This is a genomic window from Streptomyces sp. NPDC001407, assembly GCF_042895325.1.
In the GTDB taxonomy this organism is placed as follows: Bacteria; Actinomycetota; Actinomycetes; order Streptomycetales; family Streptomycetaceae; genus Streptomyces.
In genome coordinates this window covers 725,446-750,017 of sequence record NZ_JBIAWF010000001.1, presented here as the reverse complement: position 1 = coordinate 750,017, position 24,572 = coordinate 725,446, and the positions used below count along the sequence as shown (strand labels likewise).

The following is a 24,572-nucleotide window of genomic DNA, read 5'->3' as shown; positions in this document are numbered from 1 at the left end:
GCCGACGAGGAACTCGCAGGTGCCCGCGCCCTCGTAGCCCGCCTCGCGCAGGATGGCCTTGGAGGCGCGGTAGAGCTCGGCGTTCTGCTCCTCCGTGAGGAAGGGTGCGGGGGCTTCTTCGACGAGTTTCTGGTGGCGGCGCTGCAGCGAGCAGTCGCGGGTGGAGACCACGACGACGTTGCCGTGTTTGTCGGCCAGGCACTGGGTCTCGACGTGGCGGGGCCGGTCGAGGTAGCGCTCGACGAAGCATTCGCCGCGGCCGAAGGCGGCGACGGCTTCGCGGACGGCGGAGTCGTAGAGCTCGGGGACCTCTTCGAGGGTGCGGGCGACCTTCAGGCCGCGTCCGCCGCCGCCGAAGGCGGCCTTGATGGCGATGGGCAGGCCGTGTTCCTCGGCGAAGGCCACGACCTCTTCCGCGCCCGAGACCGGGTCCGGGGTGCCCGCGACGAGCGGGGCGCCGGCGCGCTGGGCGATGTGACGGGCCGCCACCTTGTCGCCGAGGTCGCGGATGGCCTGCGGCGGCGGGCCGATCCAGGTCAGCCCCGCATCGATCACCGCCTGCGCGAACTCCGCGTTCTCGGACAGGAACCCGTATCCGGGGTGAATGGCGTCCGCGCCGGATTCGGCTGCTGCGGCAAGCACCTTGGCCACGTCGAGGTAGCTCGTCGCGGGGGTGTCACCGCCCAGCGCGTACGCCTCGTCGGCGACGCGGACGTGCACCGCGTCCCGGTCCGGATCGGCGTAGACCGCCACACTTCCGATCCCGGCGTCCCGGCATGCACGAGCGACGCGGACAGCGATTTCGCCACGGTTGGCGATGAGCACCTTGCGCACGATGGCTCCCTCCTTGAAACAAGGTGAGTTTAGGTACAGGCAACACTCTGTGCCGACCCGACTCCCGGGGTGAGCTTGCCCACACGGAGCGTGAAAGGCGGCCCGGGAACGGGTCGGAAATCCCAGTTCTCCCACGGTACGCCGGGTTCCACGGCCGATGGCGGTCCGCCCGTGTGGGCAAGGTCTCGATCAATGATCCTCAGGTGCGGTGCGCATTCTTTGTTGACTCCCTACGAAGGGGTGGCCCAAAGTTTGCGCGATCGCCGGACTGTCGCGGTGGACGCGGGGCCCCGCGTCTTCCCTCCCTTTTCTCCGGTGTACCCACGGGTAGCGCGGATCCTGCGTCTACCTGCCGGTAACCACCCGGCCGAGCGGAGCGTTCCGGTCCGCTCAGTGCGCGGGCGGATCTCCGGCGCACTGACGGGCAGCCAACTTCCCCGCCTCTGTCGCCACATGGCGCAGCGTCTCGGTCAGCTCTCGCCTGTGCCGGTGGAAGTCGTCCAGCGGCAGCGCGGCGGAGACGGCCGTCATCGGGCCGCCGCCGGCGGTCGGTACGGGCACCGCCACGCACGCCACTCCCGGCGCGCACTCCTCGATCTCCACCGCGACCCCTTCGCGCCGCACCCGTCTCAGCTCCACGTCGAGCAGCTCGGGCGAGGTGATGGTGCGGGGCGTGATGGCCCGCATGCCGGTCCCCGCCAGATAGCGCAGCCGGGCGGCGCGCGGGAGGGCGGAGAGCAGCACCTTGCCGTGGGCCGTCGCGTGCCCGTCGGAGTCCTGGCCGACGCCGAAGCCGCCCGTGGCGGGAACGGAAGCGGAAGTTCCGGCGAGGACCGTGATGCCCCCGTCCCGGTAGGTGCTGAAGTAGGTGTCCGCGCCCATGGCCCGCCGGGCCGACAGCAGCAGCCCGTGCACCTCGTCGTCCATCCGCATCTGCCGCTGGAAGGCGCGGTGCAGGGCCGGCACGCGATGGCCGAGGGTGTAGCCGCCCGCGGTCCGCACGACGTGGCCCCGGGCCGTGAGGGCGCCCAGCAGCTCGTACACCGTGGACAGCCCGCAGCCCGTCCGCCGCGCGAGCGCCTTGGCGGTCACGGGTCCGGCGGAGCCCGCGACGGCGTCGAGGAGGTCGAGGGCACGGTCGACGGACTGGGGCATGACGGCGGGGGCTCCCTCGGGCGCCTGCGCATGGAAGCGGAATGCGGACGTGGACCCTCCAGCTTGGCACAGCGCCCGGGAGCGCCCGTGTCAGCCCTTGAGCGGCGCCTTCTCCCGCAGGAGGTCGACGAACGCCCGCATCCAGGCCGGGTGGTCGTTCCACGCGCGGGCGGAGACCATGTTGCCGTCCACGACCGCCTCGGCGTCCACGAACGTGCCCCCGGCCAGCCGCACGTCCGGCTCGCACGCGGGCCAGGCGGCGGTCCTGCGGCCCTGGAGCACGCCCAGCGGGGCGAGGGCGACCACCGCGTGGCAGATGTGCGCCACGGGCTTGTCGGCGGCGAAGAAGGCCGTGACGATCCGCCGGAAGTCGGTGTTCAGCCGCAGGAACTCGGGCGCCCGGCCGCCCGGTATCACCACGGCCGCGTAGTCGGCGGGGTTCACCTGCGCGAGGGCGATGTCGGCGGGCCAGCAGTGGCCGGGCTTCTCGGTGTAGGTGTCGAAGTCGGACACGAAGTCGTGCACCACGAACTGGAGGTTCTTCACGGTGGGTGCGGCGATGTCGACGTCGTAGCCCTCCTCCAGCAGGCGCTGGTAGGGGTACATGACCTCCAGGTCCTCGGCTGCGTCGCCGGTGGTGATGAGGATCCTCGGCATGGCTGGCGCTCCTTGGGGTCGGCTACCTTCGAATATGCGCCGGGGCGCCGAAGGGAAAACCGTCGCCTCGCCCGCCGCCCGGTCAACGGCGCGGCGGCCCCGCCGACTTCGGGCGCGCGGCCCGCGCCCGTACGGCCGCCCGCGCCTTCTGGAGGGGACGGCCCCCCGAGTGGCGCAAGGAATGGTGACCCCCTCGCGCCGACCTCGTTGGAGGGGCATGATCAAGCGCATTGCAGCCGCCGCCGTTCTCACCGGCGCCGCCCTCACCATGACCGCCACCGTCGCCTCGGCCGCGCCCATGCCGCATACGCCCACCTCGAACGCGGGGGAGACCGTCGCTCCACCGAACATGGGGACGGTCCCGGACAAGCCGCCGACCAGCATCTCCCCGGACGGCACGAAGCAGCTGGAGAAGCTGAACCAGCTCGGTCAGATCACCCAGGTGACCAAGGCGCTGGACCCGGCGCTGGGCCTGCTGGCGCCGGTCACGGGTCTCGTGCCGGCCTAGCGATGGACCACCGGGACGCCGGTACGGGCCGCGATCCGGTCCGTGCCGGCGTCCGGCATGTGCGGGGCAGGCGTGTGCGGGATCAGCGTGTGCGGGTCAGGCCCACAGGTCCGTGATGGAGATCCCCAGCTCGGCCAGGAGCGCGCGCAGCAGCGGGAGCGACAGGCCGATGACGTTGCCGTGATCGCCGTCGATGCCCTCGACGAAGGGCGCGGACCGGCCGTCCAGGGTGAAGGCGCCCGCGACGTGCAGCGGTTCGCCGGAGGCCACGTACGCGGCGATCTCGGCGTCGGTCGGCTCGCCGAACCGCACGGTCGTGGAGGCCGTGGCCGAGACGCTCCGGCCCGTGGCGGTGTCGGTCACGCAGTGGCCGGTCCGCAGCACCCCCGAGCGGCCGCGCATCGCCTTCCAGCGGGCCGTGGCGTCCTCGGCGTCCGCCGGCTTGCCGAGCGCCTGCCCGTCCAGCTCCAGCACGGAGTCGCAGCCGACGACCAGCGCGCCCGCGGCCTCCGCCCGCGCGGCGACCGCCGCGGCCTTGGCCTCGGCGAGCACCCGGGCGAGCTCGGCGGGCGTCGGGGCGGTGATCGCGTCCTCGTCCACCCCACTGACGATCACCTCGGGCGCGAGCCCGGCGTTGCGGAGCAGCCCGAGGCGGGCGGGGGACTGGGAAGCCAGGACGAGGCGGCGCTGAGCGGTCATGCCCGCCATCGTAGAGCGGCGCCGCGACGCTACTTCTTGAGCACGGCCTGCATGACGCTCTTGGCGATGGGGCCCGCGAGGCCACCGCCGGAGATCTCGTCGCGGTCGATGCCGGAGCCCTCGGGGTCGATGAAGACCGCGACCGCGACCGGCGAGCCGTCGCCCTGCTTGGCGTAGGAGACGAACCAGGCGTACGGCAGCTTCTCGTTGTTGACGCCGTGCTGCGCGGTGCCGGTCTTTGCGCCGACGGTCACGCCGTCGATCAGGGCCTTCTTGCCGGTGCCGTTCCGGGCGGTGTTCTCCATCATCGACTGCACCTTCTTCGCCGTGTCGGCGGAGACGGCCTGCGACATCACCTCGGGCTTGTGCTTCTCCAGGACGCTCAGGTCCGGGCCGCGCAGCTCGTCCACCATGTAGGGCTTCATCAGCTTGCCGTCGTTGGCGAGCCCGGCGGTCATCATCGCGATCTGGAGCGGGGTGCTGTCGAGGCTGCCCTGGCCCATGCCGGTCAGCGCGGTCTGCGGGCGGTCGAGCTTCTTGGGGTAGACGCTCTCGACGGCCCGGACGGGGATGTCCACCTTGGGGTCGTTGAAGCCGAACTTCTCCGCCGTCTCGCGCATCTTGTCGACACCGAGCTTGTCCGCCAGGTCGAGGAAGACGTTGTTGCACGACCACTGGAGACCGGACTTCAGGGAGCCCTTGTCGCAGTCCGGGGTCTGCACGTCGTTGCGGACGTAGGTGGTGGTGTTGGGGAGCTTGTACGGCGTGGGGGCGTCGCCCTTGGCGTCGATGTCCGAGACGACGCCGTGCTCCAGGGCCGCCGCCGCGGTGAGGATCTTGAAGGTGGAGCCCGGCGGGTAGCGGTCCTTGAGTGCCCGGTTGAGCAGCGGCTTGTTCTTGTCGGCCTCCAGCTTCTTCCAGGCGTCCGCGTCCTTCGTGCGGTCACCGGCGAAGACCGACGGGTCGTACGAGGGGGTCGACGCGAGGGCCAGGACCTTGCCGGAGCGCGGGTCGAGGGCGACGACGGCGCCCTTGTACTTGCCGAGGCCCTCGAAGGCCGCCTTCTGCGCCTTGGGGTCGATGGTGGTGACCACGTCGCCGCCGCGCGGCTTCCTGCCGGTGAGCATGTCGGTGGTGTGCTGGAAGAGGAGCTTGTCGTCCCGGCCGCTCAGCAGCTTGTCGTTGAGGTTCTCCAGCTGCGTGCTGGAGAAGATCTGCGAGGAGTAGCCCGTGACCGGGGCGTACATCTCGCCGTCCTTGTAGGTGCGCTTGTACTTGAGGTCGCTGCTCTCGCTCTCCACGGAGCCGGTGACGGCCTCGCCGCCGACGATGATGTTGCCGCGCGGCTGGGAGAAAGTGGCGATCTTCGTGCGCCGGTTGTGCTCGTTGCCGGAGAGCTCGTCGCCACGCACGAACTGGACCAGTGTCGCCTGGACCAGTAGGGCGAGCACCAGCACCCCGACGAAGACGGATATGTGACGCACGGGTTTGTTCATGGTGTGACGCACTCCCGGAATCGCGGCAATTCACTGGGGATGACGTGAATGCGGCGTTTTCGGTTGCGGGCGTGCGGAAGCCGGGCGTGTCGCCCGTGGCGTCAGGGGCGCAGCCCGAGCAGGACGAACAGGGCCACCACGCCGACGGCCAGCACGAAGCCCGCCCGGCGGAGCATCGCCTGGACTTCGCGCAGCTCCTCGGGAGGTTCTTCGGGCGGATCCGACCACAGCATGCTGTCCATGCTCGTGCGCTGCGCGGCTCGGCGCCTGAGTACGGGTACTCAGTCAGGCCGGTGCGCGGGTCAACTCCGGGAAAAGCCGTGCGCCGGGCCCGCGGCGGGGCCCGGCGCGCGAGCCGTCAGGCCGGCCAGTACGACGTCCGCCAGGAGCGCGGGCCCGGGCGCGGCGTGCGCCGGGCCGTGACGCGGCGGGCCGGGTCGGCCCACTCCGTGCGGGCGGTGCCCTCCGGCGCGGCGGCCGCCCCCGCCGCCGCGCGGGCCTGGACCACCGCCAGGGCGGCGGCCAGCTCCTCGGGGGTCGGGTTGCCCCGTACGACCTTGATCATGGTCAGCTCCTCGACGGCCTGTTACAGCGGGATGTTGCCGTGCTTCTTCGGCGGCAGCGACTCGCGCTTGTCCCGCAGCGCCCGCAGCCCGCGCACGATGTGGGCGCGCGTCTCGTGCGGCATGATCACCGCGTCGACGTAGCCGCGCTCGGCGGCCGCGTACGGGTTCAGCAGGGTGTCCTCGTAGTCGGCGATGAGCTTGGCGCGCAGCTCCTCCTGCTCCTCCGGGGTGTCCGCGGCCGCGATCGTCCGGCGGTGCAGGATGTTGACCGCGCCCTGGGCGCCCATGACTGCGATCTGGGCGGTCGGCCAGGCGAGGTTGAGGTCCGCGCCGAGGTGCTTGGAGCCCATGACGTCGTACGCGCCGCCGAACGCCTTGCGGGTGATCACCGTGATCAGCGGGACCGTGGCCTCCGCGTAGGCGTAGATCAGCTTGGCGCCGCGCCGGATGATGCCGTTGTACTCCTGGTCGGTGCCCGGCAGGAAGCCGGGGACGTCCACGAAGGTGAGCACCGGGATGTTGAACGCGTCGCAGGTCCGGACGAACCGGGCCGCCTTCTCGCTCGCGTTGATGTCCAGGCAGCCGGCGAACTGCAGCGGCTGGTTGGCGACGATGCCCACCGGGTGGCCCTCGACCCGGCCGAAGCCCGTGATCATGTTGGGTGCGAACAGCGCCTGGGTCTCCAGGAACTCACCGTCGTCCAGCACGTGTTCGATGCCGGTCCGCATGTCGTACGGCTGGTTCGCCGAGTCCGGGATCAGGGTGTCGAGCTCGCGGTCGGTGTCCGAGATGCCCAGCTCGGCCTCCTCGGGGAAGGCCGGCGGCTCGGAGAGGTTGTTGGACGGGAGGTAGGACAGCAGCGCCTTGATGTACTCGATGGCGTCCTTCTCGTCACCCGCCATGTGGTGCGCCACGCCCGAGGTGGTGTTGTGCGTGCGGGCGCCGCCCAGCTCCTCGAAGCCGACGTCCTCACCCGTGACGGTCTTGATGACGTCCGGGCCGGTGATGAACATGTGCGAGGTCTGGTCGACCATCACCGTGAAGTCGGTGATCGCGGGGGAGTAGACCGCGCCGCCCGCGCAGGGGCCGACGATCAGGGAGATCTGCGGGACCACCCCGGAGGCGTGCACGTTGCGGCGGAAGATCTCGGCGAACAGGCCGAGGGCGACCACGCCCTCCTGGATGCGCGCGCCGCCGCCGTCGTTGATGCCGACGACCGGGCAGCCGTTCTTCAGCGCGAAGTCCATGACCTTGACGATCTTCTCGCCGTAGACCTCGCCCAGCGAACCGCCGAAGATCGTGAAGTCCTGGGAGTAGACGCAGATCGTCCGGCCGTCGACGGTGCCGTAGCCGGTGACGACGCCGTCGCCGTACGGCCGGTTCTTCTCGATGCCGAAATTGGTCGAGCGGTGCCGGGCGAACTCGTCCAGCTCGACGAAGGAACCTTCGTCCAGGAGCAGTTCGATGCGCTCGCGGGCCGTCAACTTGCCCTTGGCGTGCTGCTTCTCCACCGCCCGAGCGGAGCCCGCGTGCGTCGCCTCCTCGATCCGGCGCTGGAGGTCCGCGAGCTTGCCCGCGGTGGTGTGGATGTCGATATCGGATCCACGAGTGGTGTCTGGCTCGGACATCGGGATGCGGCTCCTGCTCGTCCTGAGGGGGCTGACTGGGCTACCGGTTCGTAGCGTATCCGCGTGGATGCGCTACGGCACTGCGTCGTTGGCCACACCCGTACCCCGTCGCCCGCCTCCTAAGGTGGCCCTCATGACGCCCTCCGACGCCTCCGGCAACCGCTGGTCCGACCTGGACCGGCCGCCCCTCAACACCACCGCGCTCCGGCGCGGACTGCTGCGGCCCGACGGGCTGTGGACCTCCGTGGACGTGGTGCCCCGCACCGGGTCGACCAACTCCGACCTGGTCGCGGCCGCCACGTCCGGCACGGCGGAGGAAGGCGCGGTGCTGGTCGCCGAGGAACAGTCCGCCGGGCGCGGGCGGCTGGACCGGACCTGGTCGGCGCCGCCGCGCTCCGGCCTGTTCTTCTCCGTCCTCCTCACGCCCGGACCGGGCGTGCCCGTGGCGCGCTGGGGCTGGCTGCCGCTGCTCGCCGGGGTGGCGACGGCCACCGCGCTCTCCCGGTCCGCCGGCGTCGACACGGCCCTGAAGTGGCCCAACGACCTGCTGGTGACGGTCGACGGTGCCGAGCGCAAGGCCGGCGGGATCCTCGCCGAGCGCGCCGGCGACAGCGTGGTCGTGGGCATCGGCCTGAACGTGTCCCTGCGCGCGGCGGAACTGCCCGTCCCCACAGCCGGTTCCCTCGCCCTGGCCGGCGCCCGGTCCGTGGACCGCGACCCGCTGCTGCGGTCCGTGCTCCGCTCCCTGGAGGAGTGGTACGGCGAGTGGCGGCGCGCCGGAGGCGACCCCGGCGCGTGCCGTCTCCAGGAGGCGTACGCGGCGGGCTGCGCCACGCTCGGCCGCACCGTACGGGCCGAACTGCCCGGCGGCCGCGAGCTCGTCGGGGAAGCTGTGGCCGTGGACGGGGACGGCCGGCTGGTGCTGGCGACGGGCGACGGCGTGCAGCAGCCGGTGGGCGCGGGCGACATCGTTCACCTGCGGCCCGCGCCGTCGGAAGAGTGAGCTACGGCACACCTGTCGTATCGTTGTGCCCGGAACCTAAGCGAGCAGTGATCGGCAGGGCAGTGCGCACGGAACTGACAGGGGGCGGGCGGTGACCGCCGACGGTGGGGGAACCTCCCGTGCCGCCGAGGCCACGGGTGACGACGGCGCCGGGCACGGGAACGCCGGGAGAGCCGAGGGCGAGGGCGGCGGGTCCGGCGCGAACGGCGGCGCGGAGAGCGCCGGCCGCGCGGCCGCCAAGGGCGTCGAGGAGTACGGCGAGGAGGGCGGCGACCCCATCGCCCTGCGCCTGGAGGCACTGATCCTCGGCGCCGAGCGCCGCTACACCCCCTTCCAGGCCGCGCGCGCGGCCGGGGTCTCCATGGACCTCGCCGCCCGCTTCTGGCGCGCCATGGGCTTCGCCGACATCGGCCAGGCCCGCGCGCTGACCGAGGCGGACGTCCTCGCGCTGCGCCGCCTCGCGGGCCTGGTCGAGGCCGGGCTGCTCAGCGAGCCGATGGCCGTGCAGGTCGCCCGCTCCACCGGCCAGACCACGGCCCGGCTCGCCGACTGGCAGATCGACTCCTTCCTGGAGGGCCTGACCGAGCCTCAGGAACCGGGCATGACGCGGACGGAGATCACCTATCCGCTGGTCGAGCTGCTGCTGCCGGAGCTGGAGGAGTTCCTCATCTACGTCTGGCGGCGCCAGCTCGCCGCCGCCACCGGCCGCGTCGTCCAGGCCCAGGACGACGCGGAGATGGTCGACCGGCGGCTCGCCGTGGGCTTCGCCGACCTCGTGGGCTTCACCCGCCTGACGCGCCGTCTGGAGGAGGAGGAGCTGGGCGAGCTGGTCGAGGCGTTCGAGACGACCGCCGCCGACCTGGTGGCCGCGCACGGCGGCCGGCTCATCAAGACTCTGGGCGACGAGGTGCTCTACGCGGCCGACGACGCAGGCACCGCCGCCGAGATCGGCCTGCGGCTGATCGAGACCATGACCCACGACGAGACGATGCCCGAACTCCGCGTCGGCATCGCCTTCGGCACGGTCACGACCCGCATGGGCGACGTCTTCGGCACCACCGTGAACCTCGCGTCCCGGCTGACGTCGATAGCGCCGAAGGACGCCGTCCTGGTCGACAGCGCGTTCGCCGAGGAACTGGCCCGCAGCGGCGACGCCCCGAAGTCGGAGGCGGAGGTGGGGCCGGAGGCGGACGAGCTCTACCGCTTCGCCCTCCAGCCGATGTGGCAGCGGCCGGTGCGAGGTCTGGGCGTGGTCGAGCCCTGGCTGCTCACCCGCAGGGGCGGCGACTGACGGCCCGCGGCCGCTCTGGACATCTCCCCGGCGGGCGAAGATCCTTGCGACAGGTTCACGGTCGTTAACAGGAGGTCCGCATGGAGGCCCGCATGGACGTCGGCACGAGTGAGCAGCGCTTCGGCGAATGGATCCGGATCCAGCGGCACGGGCACGTCGCCGAGCTCGTGCTGGACCGTCCGAAAGCCATGAACGCCGTCTCCACCGAGATGGGCCGCCGCATCGCGGAGGCCACCGCGGCCCTCGCCGCCGACACCTCCGTACGGGTCGTCGTGCTCACGTCCACGCACGAGCGGGCGTTCTGCGTCGGGGCCGACCTCAAGGAGCGCAACTCCTTCACCGAGGCCGACCTCGCGCGGCAGCGCCCGCACGCCCGCGCCGCGTACACCGGCGTGCTGGAACTGCCGGTGCCGACCATCGCTGCGGTGCACGGTTTCGCGCTGGGCGGCGGCTTCGAACTCGCCCTCTCCTGCGATGTGATCGTCGCCGACAGCACGGCCGTGGTGGGCCTGCCCGAGGTGTCGGTCGGGGTGATCCCGGGCGGCGGTGGCACCCAGCTGCTGCCCCGCCGCGTCGGCGCCGCGCGCGCGGCCGAACTGATCTTCACCGCGCGGCGGGTGCCGGCGGCCGAGGCGCGTGAGCTGGGCCTGGTGGACCAGCTCGTCCCCGAGGGCGAGGACCGCACCGAGGCGCTCGCCCTGGCCGGCCGCATGGCAGCCAACTCCCCCGTGGGGCTGCGCGCCGCGAAGCGGGCGCTGCGGCTGGGGCATGGCCTTGACCTGCGGACGGGTCTGGAGGTGGAGGACGCGGCTTGGCGCGCCGTCGCTTTCTCGGGGGACCGGGTGGAGGGGGTGGCGGCTTTCAACGAGAAGCGGGCGCCGGAGTGGCCGGGGGTTTGAGGGGGGCGTGCGCCGCGCCTGCGGCGGGCTTTCTTCCCCCAGCCCCGCCCCTTCCCGAAACTGGGGCGCTGCCCCAGACCCCGAAGCACGCTTCGCGCGCTGTCCTCAAACGCCGGACGGGCTGAAATGTGCGGACCGTAGCCAGCACATCCAGCCCGTCCGGCGTTTGAGGACGCTCCCCCAGACTTCGTCCGGGGGGACCCCAGCAGGGTGCTCTCCGCCGCAGGCGGCAGACGGACCCGCAGCCGGGGGTCTGGGGCACGAGCCCCAGTTTCGGGAAGGGGCGGGATTGGGGATCAAAGCGCCGCAGGCGTAGCCCCCACGCGGCGGAGCCGCACATCAGACGCAGCCGGGAAGGGGCGAGGCCGGGGGAGAAAACCCCCGCTCACCACCGCGAAGCGGAAGCCGCGCAACATTCATACGCTGGGTGCAGAAGCCCGCGCGCAGCGAAAGAATGTGAGGCGTTCGAGGTGGTGGCAGAAAGCGGGGAGTGCGACATCCGGCTGCGCGCCGTCGTGGAGCTCGCGCAGGCGATGGCGGCGGCTCAGGCACCCCTGGAATCCGTCGCCGCCGCCGCTGAGCGGGCCCGGAGCGCGCTGGGCGGCACCTTCGCGGCCATCTCGGCGTGGGAGCGCGGACACGGACGGCTGCGCGTGCTGGTGAACGCGGGCGAGCTGGCGGAGGGCGAGGAGCGCTTTCCGGAGGACGAGTCCTATCCGGTGCACGACTTTCCCGAGATCGCGGAGTTCCTGCACGAGGAGTGGGCCGGCGGCGGCCCGGGGCCCCGCGCGTGGGTGGAGTGCGTGGACGAGCCGGAAGGCACCGGCTGGGAGCGCGTGGCCGCGCTGCGCCGGCGCGGGCGCGGCTGCTGTGTCGTCGCCCCGATCGTGCTGCACGGCCGGGCCTGGGGCGAGCTGTATGTGGCGCGCCCGCCGGGCGCGCCCGCCTTCGACCGTACGGACGCGGACTTCGCGACCGTGCTCGCCGCCGTCGCGGCGGCCGGGATCGCCCAGACCGAACGGCTGGAGGAGGTCCGCCGCCTCGCCTTCACCGACCCCCTCACCGGCCTCGGCAACCGCCGCGCCGTCGACGCCCGCCTCGACGAGGCCGTGGAGCGGCACCTCGCGGAGGACGTCGTCGTCAGCCTCGTGGTGTGCGACCTCAACGGCCTCAAGCGGGTCAACGACACCCTGGGCCACGCGGTGGGCGACCGGCTGCTGGAACGGTTCGCCTCGGTGCTGTCCCTGTGCGGGGCGATGCTGCCGGGCACGCTGGCGGCGCGGCTGGGCGGTGACGAGTTCTGCCTGCTGACGGTCGGCCCGTCGGCCGACGAGGTGGTGCGCGTCGCCGACGAACTGTGCCGCCGGGCGGCCGGTTTGGAGCTCGGCGAGGGCGTCGCGTGCGGGGTCGCCTCGACGGGGGACCCGATCGGGCCGGTGCGTACGGCCCGGCGGCTGTTCCGGCTGGCGGACGCCGCTCAGTACCGCGCGAAGGCGGCGCTCGCCGTGAAGCCGGTGGTCGCCGGCCGCGACGGGCCCGCGGATCCCGTGGTGGAGCTCGCGGACCACCCGCCCGCGGCCCCGCACGCCGAGCGGCGTCGCTTCCGTGGACGGCGGTAGCGGCCGTGCCCCGCGCACCCGTCCGCAAGACGCCTAGTGACAGGTGGCGATTCAGTCTCTAGGGTGCCTGAATATGGATATGCACACTGTGGTGGTGGGGACGGCCGGGACGACCGCGGAAGACGTGATCGCCGTGGCACGTGACGGCGCGCGCGTCGTCGTGTCCGAGGAGGCGCTGGCGGCCGTCGCCGCCTCCCGGCAGGTCATCGACGACCTCGCCGCCAAGCCCGACCCCGTCTACGGCGTCTCCACCGGCTTCGGTGCCCTCGCCGTCCGCCACATCAGCCCCGACCTGCGCGCCCAGCTCCAGCGCAACATCGTGCGCTCGCACGCCGCCGGCATGGGCCCGCGCGTGGAGCGCGAGGTGGTCCGCGCGCTGATGTTCCTGCGGCTGAAGACGCTCGCCTCCGGCCGCACGGGCGTACGGCCCCTCGTCGTCGAGACGATGGCCGCGATCCTCAACGCCGGCATCACCCCGGTCGTGCACGAATACGGCTCCCTCGGCTGCTCCGGCGACCTCGCGCCGCTCTCCCACTGCGCGCTCACCCTCATGGGAGAGGGCCAGGCCGAGGGCCCGGACGGCGTGCTGCGCCCGGCCGGCGAGCTGCTCGCCGAGCACGGCATCGCGCCCGTCGAACTGCGGGAGAAGGAGGGCCTCGCGCTCCTCAACGGCACCGACGGCATGCTCGGCATGCTGGTCATGGCCTGCGCGGACCTCGCCCGGCTGATCACCTCGGCCGACGTCACCGCAGCCCTCTCGCTGGAGGCGCTGCTGGGCTCGGAGAAGGTCCTCGCGCCCGAGCTGCACACCATCCGCCCGCACCCGGGCCAGGGCGCGAGCGCGGACAACATGCTGCGCGTGCTGGCCGGTTCGGGGCTGACCGGGCACCACCAGGACGACGCGCCGCGGGTCCAGGACGCCTACTCCATCCGCTGCGCCCCGCAGGTCGCGGGCGCCGGCCGGGACACCCTCGCGCACGCCCGGCTGGTCGCCGACCGCGAGCTCGCCGCCGCCGTCGACAACCCCGTCGTCCTGCCCGACGGCCGGGTCGAGTCCAACGGCAACTTCCACGGCGCCCCGGTCGCGTACGTCCTGGACTTCCTCGCCATCGCCGCCGCCGACCTCGCGTCGATCGCCGAGCGCCGCACGGACCGGCTGCTGGACAAGAACCGCTCGCACGGCCTGCCGCCGTTCCTGGCCGGTGACCCGGGCGTCGACTCCGGTCTGATGATCGCGCAGTACACCCAGGCCGCCCTGGTGAGCGAGATGAAGCGCCTGGCGGTGCCCGCCTCCGTGGACTCGATCCCGTCGTCCGCGATGCAGGAGGACCATGTATCGATGGGGTGGTCCGCGGCGCGCAAGCTGCGTACGGCTGTTGACGCCCTCACCCGTGTCATCGCGGTCGAGCTGGTCGCCGCGACCCGCGCGATCGAACTGCGTACGGGCCTGTCGGCCGCGCCGGCCAGCCGGGCGGTGCTGAAGGCCGTCCGCGAGGCCGGGGTCGAGGGTCCCGGGGAGGACCGTTTCCTCGCCCCTGACCTGGCGTCGGCCGAGGCGTTCGTCCGCTCCGGGAAGCTGCTGGAGACGGTCGAGCCCGTGACCGGACGGCTGGCCTGAGCGGAGGTCAGCGAGCCGCTGTGCGCGATCTGCGCACAGCGGCGGTGACCAGTGCGCCGCCCGCCGCGACGAAGGCCACGCCCCCGAAGACGTACGGCGTGGTGTCCACGCTGCCCGTGTCGGCCAGGGAGGTCTGCGCAGCGGCGGTTCCGGGCTCCTGACGTGCGGCGTCGGCCGCGGACGGCTCCGGCGTCGCGTGCGCGCTCGGCATGAACCACACCGCGCACAGGAGCGAACCGGCGGCGACGGCGGTCAGCAGCGGGCGGCGTGCGGTCACGGAACGAATCCCCCTCGAAGTGCCGGAGGTTGAGGGAGCGGCAGCGCCGCACCGCCTCAACTGACCCGATGTTAGTGATACGAACGGGCCCGGGGGAAGCCGGGACGCGAGAGCGGTGCCGGACGCCGCGCCCGAATGTCAAGGGGCCCTTGACCCTGGTCCGGTGCGCCGTCTCACCCGCATCATGGACAACACGGTCATACCGAGACCCCGGCTACCATGTCGGCCCTCCGAGGCGCTTTACTGGCGTGGTCTTCCCCACACTTCCCCGAGGGGTGGAACGGGCGAATCGGTAAAGACGTTCCTCAAGCAGTAGCCGGTATGCGTGTTGCCCCACGATTCGGCTCGGGGTTTCGGGGTCCAGGAGCAATGGAGAAGCGTGTGATGACGGACGGCAAGCGCCGCAAGGCCCTGGTGGCCGCGGCCGCTGTGCTCGGTGGTGTGCTGACCCTCGCCGCCTGTGGCGGCGGGGACGACGACGGCAAGAACGGTTCCGGCGGCAACAACGGCAAGGCGCAGAACAAGGTCGACGCCGCCGCCGCCAAGGAAGCCTCCAAGGCGCAGATCAAGATCGCGCAGAAGGACGGCTCGACCAACGCCGGAATCACCGCCGATGCCGCCAAGGTCACCGTCAGTGACGGCGAGCTGACCAGCGTCAAGATGACCGACGACAAGGGCACTCCGGTCGAGGGCACGATATCGCCGGACAAGAAGTCGTGGCAGCCCGCCAAGCAGCTCGAGCGGTCCACCAAGTACAAGGTGGTCGTCGAGGCCAAGGACTCCGACGGCCGCAAGGCCACGGAGAACTCCTCCTTCGCCACCGTCTCGCCCACCAACAGCTTCATCGGCTCCTTCACGCCGGAGGACGGTTCCACCGTCGGTGTCGGCATGCCGGTGTCGATCAACTTCGACAAGCCGATCAAGGACCGCAAGGCCGTCCAGTCGGGCATCACGGTCAACTCCAGCAGCGGCCAGAAGGTCGTCGGTCACTGGTTCGGCGACCAGCGCATCGACTTCCGCCCGCAGGACTACTGGAAGGCCAACTCCGACGTCACCCTGAAGCTCGACCTCGACGGCGTCGAGGGTGCCCCGGGCATCAAGGGCGTGCAGAAGAAGACGGTCTCCTTCAAGATCGGTCACTCCCAGGTCTCCACGGTCGACGCGAAGACCCACCAGATGACGGTCGTCCGGGACGGCAAGACCCTCAAGACCATCCCGATCTCGGCCGGCAGCCCCGAGAACCCCACGTACAACGGCAAGATGGTGATCTCCGAGAAGTTCAAGGAGACCCGGATGGACGGCTCCACCGTCGGCTTCAGCAAGTCCGACGGCAAGGGCGAGTACGACATCAAGGACGTGCCGCACGCGATGCGCCTGTCCACGTCGGGCACGTTCATCCACGGCAACTACTGGGGCAGCGGCATCTTCGGCGTCGCCAACACCAGCCACGGCTGCGTGGGCCTGGAGGACAAGCAGGGCGCGGACGACCCGTCCACGTCGGGTGCCTGGTTCTTCAACAACTCGCAGATCGGCGACGTGGTCGAGGTCAAGGGCTCCAACGACAAGACCATCGCCCCGGACAACGGCCTCAACGGCTGGAACATGGACTGGAACGCCTGGGTCGCGGGCAGCGCGACGGGCGCCTGACCCTGATCCGTACGCTCCTGCGGCGGCCCTCCCGGCGGAACTCTCCGCCCGGAGGGCCGCTGTTGTTTCCGGGGCCGCCGCCGTTCCCGGGGCCGCGGAAATCCGGGCGACAGGGCGCACCCCGCGACGTACCGTCCGCGGGATGAGCGATGAACTGAGCGTGGTGCGCCTGGATCCGTGCCCCACCGCCGTCGAGGCCGACGCGTGGTACGACGTGATCACCGCCGCCCACCTGCACGACATGCCCCCCACCGTGCCCCCGCCCGGCCGCGCCGAGATCGCCGGTCACCTCCAGGTGCCGGCCATGCTGAGCCACTACGTCAAGATCGCCGTGCCGCTCCCCGGCGCCGCGGGCACACCCGCGTACGCGGGAGTCGCCTGGGTGCGGCTCTTCGACGACCAGGAGAACCGTACGACCGCCTTCATAGGCGACTTCGCCGTCCGCCCCGACCAGCGGGGCCGCGGCATCGGCACCCTGCTCTGGCGCGAACTGCGGAAGGCCGTCGCCGACGAGGGCCGCACCTCGGTGACCGTCTCGGTCGAAATCGGCGGTCCGGGCGAACAGTTCGCCAAGGCGCGCGGCTTCGACAGCGCGCTGCCGATGGTCTGGTACGTCCAGCGCGTGGCCGACGAGACGACCGAGCCGAGCCTCCCCGACGGCTACCGCTTCGCCGACTGGACGGGCGTCGTCCCCGCCGAGCACGCCGAGCGGCTCGCGGCCGTCCACCAGGCGATGCGGGACGCCCCGCACGGTGACCTGGAACTGAGCCCGCCCCGCGCGACCGCCGAGCGCGTCACCCACGCGCAGCGGGCCGCCACCGAGCGCGGCGGGCTGCTGATCACCGCCGTCGTGCTCGCCCCGGACGGCAGCCACGCCGCCTACACGGAGGTCGTCCAGCGCTCCCCGGGCGACGTACGGGCCGTGCAGTTCGCGACCGGCGTCGCCCCCGCCCACCGCGGACGCGGCCTCGGCCTCGCCGTGAAGCGGCGCCTCCTTGGCGTGCTCCGGGAACAGCGGCTGCCCGTACGCGAGATCGCCACGACCGTCGCCGACGACAACGGCCCGATGCGCGCCGTCAACAAGCTGCTCGGCTACCGGCCCGAGCGGTCGGTCTCGCTGTTCCAGGCGCGGCTCCCGTCCGGGTGACGTCCGGCCGCGGTCCTCCTTTCCGGGAGAATGGGACGTACGGACGTTGACGCGTCCTTTCCCCGCCGTCCCCCGGAAGTGAGACCCGTGGCCAAGCGAAGCGACCGGCAGCAGGGGCGGCCCGGCGGCAGCCCCCAGCAGCCGCCCGGTGACGACGAGCTGCTCGCGGGCGTCGAGACCGCGCTGGCCGGGCTGCGCGGGCTGAGCGAGGACGCCCTCGACGACGCCGTCTACGCCGCCGCCTCGGCCCTGGCCGCATCCCCGGCCGGTCCCGCCGCCGTCGGCCGCGCCCTGCTGCGCGCCGCCGCCCGCACCCTGCGCCGGGCCTGGGAAGACGGCTGGCAGCCCGCCGACGTGGTCCGGCTCGCCCGGCGGGAGCTGACCGCCGCGGAGGTGCGCTTCACCGTGGACGCCGTCGCGGCGGAGGCCCGGCGCTACGCCCCCGACACGCTCGGCGCGCGCTGGGCGGCACAGCTGCGGGACCTCGACGCGCGGGTCTGGTGGGAGACCGACGACGCCTTCCTCGACGGCTTCGCGGCGCGTGAGCGGATCGGCCGCTTCGAGACGGTCGCCTGTGCGCTCGGTGCGCTGCGGCTGGCCGGTGGCCTGCCCCGGATCGGGGCGGCCGGCCCGCTGCCCGGCGCCGGACACCGGCCCGCGGGTGCTCCCGCGGCCCCACCGCGCATGCTCGCCCGGATCCGGGCGCTGCTGGCGAAGGCGGAGTCGACGGAGTTCGCCGAGGAGGCCGAGGCCCTGTCGGCGAAGGCCCAGCAGCTCATGGCCCGGCACTCCATGGACGAGGCCCTCCTCGCCGCGTCCGTGGGCCCTGACGGCCCTGACGGCCCCGCCGCCTGCCGCATCGGTGTCGAGGGTCCGTACGAATCCGCGAAGGCGCTCCTCCTCGACGCCGTGGCCGCCGCCAACCACTGCCGGTCGGTGTGGTCCAGCGACTACGACTTCTCGACCGTCGTCGGCTTCGAGGCGGACCTGGAGCTGGTGGAGCTGATGTACACCTCGCTGCTGGTCCAGGCCACCACGGCGATGGCCCGCGCCGGCGACGCCCACCACGCCCGCGGCCGCTCCCGCCGCACGCGCGATTTCCGCCAGTCCTTCCTCATCGCCTACGCGGCCCGCATCCGCGACCGCCTGACCCTGGCCGCCCGCACGGAGGAGGCCACGGAGACCTCGGTCCTTCCTGTGCTCGCGGCTCGGGAGGTGGCGGTCGGTGAGACGGCGGAGAGGCTGTTCCCGACGACGTCGGCGCATCGGCTGAGGGGACGCGATGCGGAGGGGTGGGCGCGGGGGGAGGAGGCGGCGGATGGGGCTTTGTTGGGGTGAGGCGTTTTTGGGTGCGGGTTGATTGTGGCGGGGGTGGGGTGGCCTCAATCGCCGGCCGGGCTGGGTTGTGGTGGGTGCCGGGGGTGGGGCCTCCGGGCTGGGAACCTGGAACGCGGTGCGGGAACCCTTACGCGTATTCAGTGCCCTGATACACGCACCGCGTTCCAGAACCCCACCCTCCGACCCCACCCCCTCCCGCCGGAGGGCAAGTGCGGGTTGTGGGGTGCACCGTGCTTTTCTTTTCGCCCGTCCGGGGCGCTCATTGCAGCCGGGGCGCGCCCTTCTTTTCTTTCAGCCCGTTGGGGGCACCTCTGGGGGCACCCCCGGACGGAGTCTGGGGGAGGTAGCTGGGGGAGGTGACGGGCGTGCAGGTCGGGGTCTGGGGCAGCGCCCCAGTTTCGGGGTACGCCGTTCTTTCCAGCCCGTCCGGCATTTGAGGTCAACGCCCGAAGCGTGTTGCGGGGGTCTGGGGGCTCGCCCCCAGTTTCGGGAAGGGGCGGGGTAGGGGAACAAAGCGCCGCAGGCGCCCACCCACCCGCAGCCAGGGATCTGGGGCAGCGCCCCCACGCGGCGGAGCCGCAAATGAGACGCAGCCGGGAAGGGGCGGGGTAGGGGAAAAGCCCGCCGCAGGCGCCAACTGGCCCGTAGGCGGGGGGGGGCTGGGGCGCGTGCCCCAGTTCGGGGAGGGCGGGTGGGGAAAACACCGCAAGCGCCAAGCCGCACGCCGATTTCGCCCCCGGCAGAACCCAGTTGGCCCCTCCCCAAGCCACGCCCCTTCTACCCTGAAGAAGTGACCCACGCCCCGGACCGCCACCCCCGAATCGTCCCGCTGCGCCCCAAGGAGGACCCCAAGGAGCCCCTCTGGCGACACATCGTCGGAGACGTCCTGCGCCGCGAACGCCTCGCACAGGAACGCACGCTGAAGGACGTCGCAGAGGCCGCCCGGATCTCGATGCCGTACCTCTCCGAGCTCGAACGCGGCCGCAAGGAAGCGTCGTCCGAGATGCTCGCGGCCGCTGCCCACGCGCTCGGCCTCGGCCTGGCCGATCTCCTCGGTCTGGTGCAGGGCGAGCTCGCCCGCGCCGCGTCGGCCGGACGCGCCTCCACGGTGACCTCTTTGACCGCGCGGACCCAGCGTCGTACCGCCGCCCCGACGGCGCACTGGCAGGGCGAGGTGCGTCTCGCGGCGTGACCGGCGGCCGTACCCCCGTTGAACGACGGCCGCCGGAGCTCGTGGCGGGTCAGGCGGCCGGTGTGCGGCGGCTGAGCACCTGGTCGGCCAGCCCGTACGCCACCGCCTCGTGCGCCGTGAAGATCTTGTCGCGGTCCATGTCCGCGCGCAGGGTCGCCACGTCGTGGTGCGTGTGCCGGGACAGGACCTCCTCGACCTGGGAGCGCACCCGCAGCATCTCCTTGGCCTGGAGGGCGAGGTCGGAGACCGTGCCCTGGCTGCCGCCGCTCGCGGGCTGTCCCAGCAGGACCCGGGAGTGCTCCAGGATGAACCGCCGCCCCGGGTCGCCCCCGGCGAGCAGCACCGCCGCGGTCGAGGCCGCCTGGCCGACGCAGAAGGTGGAGATCGGCGAGCTGACGAACGTCATCGTGTCGTAGATCGCCATGAGTGAAGTGAACGAGCCACCGGGGGAGTTGAGGTAGATGCCGATCTCGGCGTCCGGGCTCGACGATTCGAGGTGCAGCAGCTGGGCGATGACGACGTTCGCGACGCCGTCGTCTATCTCCGTCCCGAGGAAGATGATCCGCTCGGACAGCAGCCGGCTGTAGATGTCGTACGCCCGCTCGCCCGCCGACGTGCGCTCGACGACGGTCGGGATCGTGTACTGGCTCATCTCAGATCCCCATCCGTCGGCGCGAGGCGGCCGGGCGGACGTCGTCGAGCGACTCGACGACGCGGTCCACCATGCCGTATTCCTTGGCCTGTTCGGCCGTGAACCAGCGGTCCCGGTCGCCGTCGCGGGAGATCGTCTCCTCGCTCTGTCCGGTGTGCTCCGCGGTGATCCGCTCGATGGCCTTCTTCGTGAACTCCAGGTTCTCCGCCTGGATCGCGATGTCGGCGGTGGTCCCGCCGATGCCGGCGGACGGCTGGTGCATCATGATCCGCGCGTTCGGCAGGGCGTAGCGCTTGCCCGGCGTGCCCACGGTGAGCAGGAACTGGCCCATGCTCGCGGCGAAGCCCATGGCCAGCGTGGAGACGTCGTTGGGGATCAGCCGCATCGTGTCGTAGATCGCGAGCCCGGCTGACACGGATCCGCCGGGGCTGTTGATGTACAGGCCGATGTCGGCTCGCGGGTCCTCCGCGGAGAGCAGGAGCAACTGCGCGCAGACGCGGTTCGCGGAGACCTCGTCCACCTGGGTGCCGAGGAAGACGATGCGCTGCGCGAGGAGTTGGGCGGAGAGATGATCGTCGAACCGCGACGAAGGCGCATCCCCCTCGGCCCCCCGGGGAGCGGTGGTGAGCATGGACATGGGTGCCTCCCTGTGAAGAGCGCGACTCCCGTCATCGCGCCCCTCCACTCTCACCTCGCCCCCACCCCGGCAACAGCCTTCTCTGCCACGGGCAGATCTGCCGAGGGCAGAGCGGTGGGAGTGCGCAGACATGGACTGCGTGGGGAGTTGGCCGCCTTGGTCATCACCCTCCTTCCACTTATGCTGACGAGTGATGCATGGCCCAACTGGGCCTTCATATCAAGGGAGTTCGACAGTGGGAGAGATCCAGCGACCCGGCGCCCTGTACCAGCAGGTCGCCGCCGAGATCCGCAACGCCATCACCGCAGGCGAGATCCCGCCGGGCGCGCCCGTCCCCTCGGAAACCCAGCTCATGGACCGGTACGGGGTCTCCCGTCCCACCGTCCGCAACGCGATCGCCGCACTCAGGTCGGAGGGCCTGATCGAGGTCATCCACGGCAAGGGCTCGTTCGTCCGTGCGCTACCGGCACCGGTGAACACCCTCTGCCGGGGCGTGGCCGGCAAGGGCCGTACGTTCAGCGTGCTCGGGGGCGAGGTGTGGGAGCCGGTCGAGGAACCCGCCGTCCACCGCACCACCACCAGCGCCATCACCGGCCGCCAACTGGGCCTGGACGAGGGAGAGGAACTGTTCTCCTGCGACTGGCTCCTGGCCGACCCCACCACGGGCACACGGCTGATGCAGCGGGTACTGATCCCGTTCGCCACGGCTGAGGACACGGGGCTGGGCAAGGCGCCCGACAGCGCGCCGACGGAGCTCTACGCGATGCTGGCCGAGGCCGGACACAAGCTGTGGTGGTCGGAGACCGTCGGCGCCCGCATCCCCAAGCCCGACGAACGCACCACCCTCCAACTCGCCGACGCCACCGCGGTCCTGCACGCCGCCCGCACCACCCACGGCAACGACGACCGCCCACTCCTCCTAGAAGAACTCCGCGTCAGCGCCGACCGCGCCCAGCTCACCTACCGCATCAACGCCGAGAAGACCCCAGCCACGGGCAGGACCCGCCGCTAAGGTCACCGGGGGGTTTCGCTCCGCCGGGCAGAGACTCCCGGGAGCAGATCACAGAACTACAATCTGCCAATCTGATCCACAACCTCATTTACCTTCGCCAGCGTGTCATCAATGCTGTCACCCGCGGCGATGACCTGTTGGTAGAAACTCCGGTCCGCGATCGGAAGATGCACGACCGACAGGCGGATGCCGGGGAGGTCGCCCGCAACCTCGTCGTTGCTTACGACATTCTGGAACCCGAGGTTGTCCAGCACGATGTGGACGTTGTTTTTAAGTTGCTCGACATCGCCGAAGGTCTCGGCAAGTTCCATCCGACGCGTGCGGATAAACAAGGCCATCACGCACCTCCAGTCCAGCTTTGGGGCCCAGCACCGCGACTTGCGCCGCTCAGTTTTCCGGTCTCACTGACCAACTATCGCCCTAGTCGTGGATGCTCCAGATCAGCCTAGCTTCAGTATGACCCTCGCACCCGCCGTCGCCACCGGAGCGAGTTCGGCGGCGCGCCAGCAGCCTGAGAATGAGAAGGGCACCCATGCCAAGAGCTCGTAACACGATCAAGCACGAGTCACCCCGACCGCCCTCGGACGGGGCACTCGGCCCGAACTGCCGCAGCGTCAGCCGTCCGCCTTCGCGACGCCGATCGGGCAGCTCACACCCGTCCCGCCGATGCCGCAGTAGCCCGTGGGGTTCTTGTCCAGGTACTGCCGGTGCCCCTACCCAGCGGGCAGTTCGGCCTCGATGAGGTCGGCCGCTCGCAGGGTGCCGCCCTCGGTGGCCATCTCCCGCTGGATGGCCGTGAGGCGGCGTCCCACCTCCGGGTCGGCGACGAGCGCGAGCACCGCCGCACGGAGCGTGGCGGCGTCCGCCTGGTCCATAGGTACGTGGCGGGCCACGCCGAGCTCCTGGAGCACGTCCGCATTGCCGAACTGGTCGACGGCCTGCGGGACGGCCACCATGGGCGTGGCGGTGGCCAGGCCCTCCTGGCTGCCTCCTGCGCCGGCGTGCGTGATGAAGGCGTCGGCCTGCTTCAGGATCGCCAACTGCGGTACCCACTGGTGCACTTCGACGTTCCCGGGGATCTCCCCGAGCTCGTCGGCGGTGACGTGCTTGCCCACCTGGAGCACGACGTGCCAGTCCGGCAGGTCACCGAACGCCTTGATGCACTCGCGGTAGAAACCGGGCTGCTTGGTGAAGGACGAGCCGAGCGAGACGAGCAGTACACGCTCGGCGTCCGTGGGCCGCTCCCATTCGCCCTGCGTCGTGCGGTCGCCCTGGCAGGCGCCGACAAAGGAGTGGACGCTCTCGTCGACCCGGTCGGCGTGCGGCTGCAGCGCCTTGGGGATGAGCACGATCGACCGGTCGGGGCGACCGACGAACGGGTCGGGGTGCTGCGTGATCCCGTTCTCCGCAAGCCAGTTGGTGAACTTCTCGTAGTACGCCCTGCCGCGCTCGGTCGCCCTGGCTTCCGCCCACATCGGCTCGGCAACCTCCTCCTCGTACCCTTCCCACGCGACGAGGTTCGGCGAGAGGGAGATCGCGGGCACGCCCCAGCGGTGAGCGAGGACACGCGCGGGATACGAGGTGATGTCGTGCAGCACCAGGTCCGGTTCGTCCCCTTGATACGCCTCGATGAGTTGCGGCAGTGCCTGGATCGCGTCGTCCAGGAACGGCTCGACGTTGTCGAGGAGCGTGGTCCCCCACGCCGACGGGTCGCTGTCAGGTGACGGCAGTGTCGTGCGGTACGGGACCGGCTCGGCGCCGGTCTCGGCAATCTCCTCCTGTAGGCGGGGTGGAATTGCGTACGTCACGCGGTGGCGTCGGGCGACGAGCTCCCGGATCACTTCGAGGCTCGGGTTCACATGCCCGTAGGCGGCAATGGAGAACATGGCGATATGGGCGCGCCCACCGTGCTTTGGGTTCGTCATGCCCTCACGCTAAGCGAGACGAAGCGTCTCGTTCAATTCTTTTTCAGGTTGCTGCTTCGTGAGGCGTCAGTCGCCTCAGGCCGGAGCTACCCCCACCGGGCAGGAAACGCCCGTCCCGCCGATGCCGCAGTAGCCCGTGGGGTTCTTGTCCAAGTACTGCTGGTGATAAGGCTCTGCCGCGTAAAACGGCCCCGCCGGGAGGATTTCCGTGGTGATCGTGCCGTAGCCCGAGCGCTGGAGCACCGATTGGTAGGCGGTGCGGGAGGATTCCGCCGCCGACTGCTGCGCGGGGGAGTGGGTGTAGATCGCCGAGCGGTACTGCGTGCCCCTGTCGTTGCCCTGGCGGAAGCCCTGGGTGGGGTCGTGGGACTCCCAGAAGAGCTTCAGGAGGGACTCGTAGGAGACGGCGGACGGGTCGAAGACGACGCGCACGGCCTCCGTGTGGCCGGTGAGGCCGCTGCACACCTCCTCGTACGCCGGGTTCGGCGTGTGGCCGCCCTGATAGCCGACCAGCGTCGTCCACACGCCCGGCGTCTGCCAGAACTTGCGCTCCGCGCCCCAGAAGCAGCCCAGGGCGAAGTCGGCCACGACCAGGCCCTCGGGGTAGGGGCCGGCGAGCGGATTGCCCAGGACCGTGTGGCGCTCGGGGAGCGCGAATTCCGGTTCCGGGCGGCCCTTGAGGGCCTCTTCCGGGGTCGGCAGGCGGGTTTCGTGGCGCGAGAACAGCATGGCGGCGGCTCCAGGGAGGTGGCGTCCTCCCTACAACGTACGA

Annotated in this window: 25 protein-coding genes and 1 pseudogene; 11 read left to right on the top strand and 15 right to left on the bottom strand. The window is 71.5% G+C overall.

The genetic code is table 11. The annotated features are described in order from the left end of the window. The 3 genes from ACFY1P_RS03555 to ACFY1P_RS03545 form a co-directional block, all read right to left on the bottom strand. Positions 1-834 (bottom strand): biotin carboxylase N-terminal domain-containing protein (locus ACFY1P_RS03555; RefSeq protein WP_390749535.1); only part of this gene is annotated, 834 nt, incomplete at its 3' end. A gap of 390 nt (positions 835-1,224) precedes the next feature. Next, the gene (locus ACFY1P_RS03550; RefSeq protein WP_361533075.1) at positions 1,225-1,989 is read right to left on the bottom strand and encodes an IclR family transcriptional regulator C-terminal domain-containing protein; all 765 of its coding nucleotides are present in this window, start codon (positions 1,987-1,989) and stop codon (positions 1,225-1,227) included. A 90-nt stretch (positions 1,990-2,079) separates the two neighbouring features. After that, positions 2,080-2,646: a DJ-1/PfpI family protein gene (locus ACFY1P_RS03545; protein ID WP_361533078.1), complete on the bottom strand. Its 567-nt coding sequence runs from the start codon at positions 2,644-2,646 to the stop codon at positions 2,080-2,082. 217 nt (positions 2,647-2,863) lie between these two features. Here ACFY1P_RS03545 and ACFY1P_RS03540 point away from each other — a divergent pair, with 217 nt between their 5' ends. Beyond that, positions 2,864-3,154, top strand: a complete 291-nt coding sequence (locus tag ACFY1P_RS03540; protein WP_361533081.1) for a hypothetical protein — start codon at positions 2,864-2,866, stop codon at positions 3,152-3,154. Between the two features lie 96 nt (positions 3,155-3,250). Here the strand turns inward: ACFY1P_RS03540 and ACFY1P_RS03535 are convergent, their stop codons facing one another. The 5 genes from ACFY1P_RS03535 to ACFY1P_RS03515 form a co-directional block, all read right to left on the bottom strand. Then, positions 3,251-3,853 (bottom strand): Maf family protein, encoded by a 603-nt coding sequence (locus tag ACFY1P_RS03535; protein WP_390749534.1) that lies wholly within the window; start codon positions 3,851-3,853, stop codon positions 3,251-3,253. A 29-nt stretch (positions 3,854-3,882) separates the two neighbouring features. Continuing rightward, the gene (locus ACFY1P_RS03530; protein ID WP_390749533.1) at positions 3,883-5,349 is read right to left on the bottom strand and encodes a peptidoglycan D,D-transpeptidase FtsI family protein; all 1,467 of its coding nucleotides are present in this window, start codon (positions 5,347-5,349) and stop codon (positions 3,883-3,885) included. A 101-nt stretch (positions 5,350-5,450) separates the two neighbouring features. Next, a complete protein-coding gene (gene mmpB / locus ACFY1P_RS03525) occupies positions 5,451-5,582 on the bottom strand; it encodes a morphogenic membrane protein MmpB (protein ID WP_390749550.1) in 132 nt (43 codons plus the stop codon). A 125-nt stretch (positions 5,583-5,707) separates the two neighbouring features. Further along, positions 5,708-5,914, bottom strand: coding sequence for an acyl-CoA carboxylase subunit epsilon (locus ACFY1P_RS03520; protein ID WP_361533089.1), 207 nt, complete (start codon positions 5,912-5,914; stop codon positions 5,708-5,710). A gap of 21 nt (positions 5,915-5,935) precedes the next feature. After that, a complete protein-coding gene (locus ACFY1P_RS03515; RefSeq protein ID WP_361533092.1) occupies positions 5,936-7,543 on the bottom strand; it encodes an acyl-CoA carboxylase subunit beta in 1,608 nt (535 codons plus the stop codon). Between the two features lie 133 nt (positions 7,544-7,676). Here ACFY1P_RS03515 and ACFY1P_RS03510 point away from each other — a divergent pair, with 133 nt between their 5' ends. The 5 genes from ACFY1P_RS03510 (at position 7,677) to hutH (ending at position 13,973) form a co-directional block, all read left to right on the top strand. Beyond that, positions 7,677-8,546, top strand: coding sequence for a biotin--[acetyl-CoA-carboxylase] ligase (locus ACFY1P_RS03510; RefSeq protein WP_361533094.1), 870 nt, complete (start codon positions 7,677-7,679; stop codon positions 8,544-8,546). Positions 8,547-8,637: 91 nt separating this feature from the next. Further along, positions 8,638-9,837, top strand: a complete 1,200-nt coding sequence (locus ACFY1P_RS03505; RefSeq protein WP_361533097.1) for an adenylate/guanylate cyclase domain-containing protein — start codon at positions 8,638-8,640, stop codon at positions 9,835-9,837. Between the two features lie 80 nt (positions 9,838-9,917). After that, positions 9,918-10,736, top strand: coding sequence for an enoyl-CoA hydratase-related protein (locus tag ACFY1P_RS03500; protein ID WP_361533100.1), 819 nt, complete (start codon positions 9,918-9,920; stop codon positions 10,734-10,736). A 533-nt stretch (positions 10,737-11,269) separates the two neighbouring features. Continuing rightward, positions 11,270-12,355: a diguanylate cyclase domain-containing protein gene (locus ACFY1P_RS03495; RefSeq protein WP_390749549.1), complete on the top strand. Its 1,086-nt coding sequence runs from the start codon at positions 11,270-11,272 to the stop codon at positions 12,353-12,355. 73 nt (positions 12,356-12,428) lie between these two features. Next, positions 12,429-13,973 (top strand): histidine ammonia-lyase, encoded by a 1,545-nt coding sequence (hutH, locus tag ACFY1P_RS03490; RefSeq protein ID WP_390749532.1) that lies wholly within the window; start codon positions 12,429-12,431, stop codon positions 13,971-13,973. Between the two features lie 7 nt (positions 13,974-13,980). Here the strand turns inward: hutH and ACFY1P_RS03485 are convergent, their stop codons facing one another. Further along, on the bottom strand, positions 13,981-14,250 hold the full coding sequence (locus tag ACFY1P_RS03485; RefSeq protein ID WP_390749531.1) for a hypothetical protein: 270 nt from the start codon (positions 14,248-14,250) through the stop codon (positions 13,981-13,983). A 369-nt stretch (positions 14,251-14,619) separates the two neighbouring features. Between ACFY1P_RS03485 and ACFY1P_RS03480 the strand changes: the two genes are divergently transcribed. The 4 genes from ACFY1P_RS03480 (at position 14,620) to ACFY1P_RS03465 (ending at position 19,574) form a co-directional block, all read left to right on the top strand. After that, positions 14,620-15,897: an Ig-like domain-containing protein gene (locus ACFY1P_RS03480; protein ID WP_361534266.1), complete on the top strand. Its 1,278-nt coding sequence runs from the start codon at positions 14,620-14,622 to the stop codon at positions 15,895-15,897. Between the two features lie 142 nt (positions 15,898-16,039). Then, positions 16,040-17,044, top strand: coding sequence for a GNAT family N-acetyltransferase (locus tag ACFY1P_RS03475; protein WP_390749530.1), 1,005 nt, complete (start codon positions 16,040-16,042; stop codon positions 17,042-17,044). Positions 17,045-17,131: 87 nt separating this feature from the next. Further along, complete coding sequence (locus ACFY1P_RS03470; RefSeq protein ID WP_390749529.1) at positions 17,132-18,382, top strand: DUF2786 domain-containing protein; 1,251 nt, start codon at positions 17,132-17,134, stop codon at positions 18,380-18,382. 790 nt (positions 18,383-19,172) lie between these two features. Then, entirely contained in the window at positions 19,173-19,574 is a 402-nt protein-coding gene (locus ACFY1P_RS03465) for a helix-turn-helix transcriptional regulator (RefSeq protein ID WP_361522998.1), read from the top strand. A gap of 49 nt (positions 19,575-19,623) precedes the next feature. Here ACFY1P_RS03465 and ACFY1P_RS03460 read toward each other — a convergent pair whose 3' ends face one another. Together ACFY1P_RS03460 and ACFY1P_RS03455 are read right to left on the bottom strand one after the other, a co-directional pair. Further along, entirely contained in the window at positions 19,624-20,226 is a 603-nt protein-coding gene (locus tag ACFY1P_RS03460) for an ATP-dependent Clp protease proteolytic subunit (RefSeq protein ID WP_361523001.1), read from the bottom strand. A 1-nt stretch (position 20,227) separates the two neighbouring features. After that, positions 20,228-20,863 (bottom strand): ATP-dependent Clp protease proteolytic subunit, encoded by a 636-nt coding sequence (locus tag ACFY1P_RS03455; RefSeq protein WP_361523004.1) that lies wholly within the window; start codon positions 20,861-20,863, stop codon positions 20,228-20,230. A 235-nt stretch (positions 20,864-21,098) separates the two neighbouring features. On the opposite strand from ACFY1P_RS03455, the gene ACFY1P_RS03450 reads away from it, so the two are divergent. Continuing rightward, positions 21,099-21,875, top strand: coding sequence for a GntR family transcriptional regulator (locus ACFY1P_RS03450; protein WP_390749528.1), 777 nt, complete (start codon positions 21,099-21,101; stop codon positions 21,873-21,875). A gap of 56 nt (positions 21,876-21,931) precedes the next feature. Here ACFY1P_RS03450 and ACFY1P_RS03445 read toward each other — a convergent pair whose 3' ends face one another. The 4 genes and pseudogenes from ACFY1P_RS03445 to msrA form a co-directional block, all read right to left on the bottom strand. Then, complete coding sequence (locus ACFY1P_RS03445) at positions 21,932-22,213, bottom strand: hypothetical protein (protein WP_361523009.1); 282 nt, start codon at positions 22,211-22,213, stop codon at positions 21,932-21,934. A gap of 276 nt (positions 22,214-22,489) precedes the next feature. After that, a pseudogene (locus tag ACFY1P_RS03440) lies at positions 22,490-22,585 on the bottom strand (peptide-methionine (S)-S-oxide reductase); the annotation flags it as partial. 3 nt (positions 22,586-22,588) lie between these two features. Further along, entirely contained in the window at positions 22,589-23,800 is a 1,212-nt protein-coding gene (mgt, locus tag ACFY1P_RS03435) for a macrolide-inactivating glycosyltransferase (RefSeq protein ID WP_390749527.1), read from the bottom strand. 75 nt (positions 23,801-23,875) lie between these two features. Next, on the bottom strand, positions 23,876-24,529 hold the full coding sequence (gene msrA / locus ACFY1P_RS03430; protein ID WP_361523015.1) for a peptide-methionine (S)-S-oxide reductase MsrA: 654 nt from the start codon (positions 24,527-24,529) through the stop codon (positions 23,876-23,878). Between the last annotated feature and the right edge of the window lie 43 nt (positions 24,530-24,572).

Coding starts and splice junctions, on each gene's coding strand:
- ACFY1P_RS03550 (WP_361533075.1), bottom strand. CDS start 1,989: ATGCCCCAGTCCGTCGACCGTGCCCTCGACCTCCTCGACGCCGTCGCG.
- ACFY1P_RS03545 (WP_361533078.1), bottom strand. CDS start 2,646: ATGCCGAGGATCCTCATCACCACCGGCGACGCAGCCGAGGACCTGGAG.
- ACFY1P_RS03540 (WP_361533081.1), top strand. CDS start 2,864: ATGATCAAGCGCATTGCAGCCGCCGCCGTTCTCACCGGCGCCGCCCTC.
- ACFY1P_RS03535 (WP_390749534.1), bottom strand. CDS start 3,853: ATGACCGCTCAGCGCCGCCTCGTCCTGGCTTCCCAGTCCCCCGCCCGC.
- ACFY1P_RS03530 (WP_390749533.1), bottom strand. CDS start 5,349: ATGAACAAACCCGTGCGTCACATATCCGTCTTCGTCGGGGTGCTGGTG.
- mmpB (WP_390749550.1), bottom strand. CDS start 5,582: ATGCTGTGGTCGGATCCGCCCGAAGAACCTCCCGAGGAGCTGCGCGAA.
- ACFY1P_RS03520 (WP_361533089.1), bottom strand. CDS start 5,914: ATGATCAAGGTCGTACGGGGCAACCCGACCCCCGAGGAGCTGGCCGCC.
- ACFY1P_RS03515 (WP_361533092.1), bottom strand. CDS start 7,543: ATGTCCGAGCCAGACACCACTCGTGGATCCGATATCGACATCCACACC.
- ACFY1P_RS03510 (WP_361533094.1), top strand. CDS start 7,677: ATGACGCCCTCCGACGCCTCCGGCAACCGCTGGTCCGACCTGGACCGG.
- ACFY1P_RS03500 (WP_361533100.1), top strand. CDS start 9,918: ATGGAGGCCCGCATGGACGTCGGCACGAGTGAGCAGCGCTTCGGCGAA.
- ACFY1P_RS03495 (WP_390749549.1), top strand. CDS start 11,270: ATGGCGGCGGCTCAGGCACCCCTGGAATCCGTCGCCGCCGCCGCTGAG.
- hutH (WP_390749532.1), top strand. CDS start 12,429: ATGGATATGCACACTGTGGTGGTGGGGACGGCCGGGACGACCGCGGAA.
- ACFY1P_RS03480 (WP_361534266.1), top strand. CDS start 14,620: ATGGAGAAGCGTGTGATGACGGACGGCAAGCGCCGCAAGGCCCTGGTG.
- ACFY1P_RS03475 (WP_390749530.1), top strand. CDS start 16,040: ATGAGCGATGAACTGAGCGTGGTGCGCCTGGATCCGTGCCCCACCGCC.
- ACFY1P_RS03460 (WP_361523001.1), bottom strand. CDS start 20,226: ATGAGCCAGTACACGATCCCGACCGTCGTCGAGCGCACGTCGGCGGGC.
- ACFY1P_RS03455 (WP_361523004.1), bottom strand. CDS start 20,863: ATGTCCATGCTCACCACCGCTCCCCGGGGGGCCGAGGGGGATGCGCCT.
- ACFY1P_RS03445 (WP_361523009.1), bottom strand. CDS start 22,213: ATGGCCTTGTTTATCCGCACGCGTCGGATGGAACTTGCCGAGACCTTC.
- mgt (WP_390749527.1), bottom strand. CDS start 23,800: ATGACGAACCCAAAGCACGGTGGGCGCGCCCATATCGCCATGTTCTCC.
- msrA (WP_361523015.1), bottom strand. CDS start 24,529: ATGCTGTTCTCGCGCCACGAAACCCGCCTGCCGACCCCGGAAGAGGCC.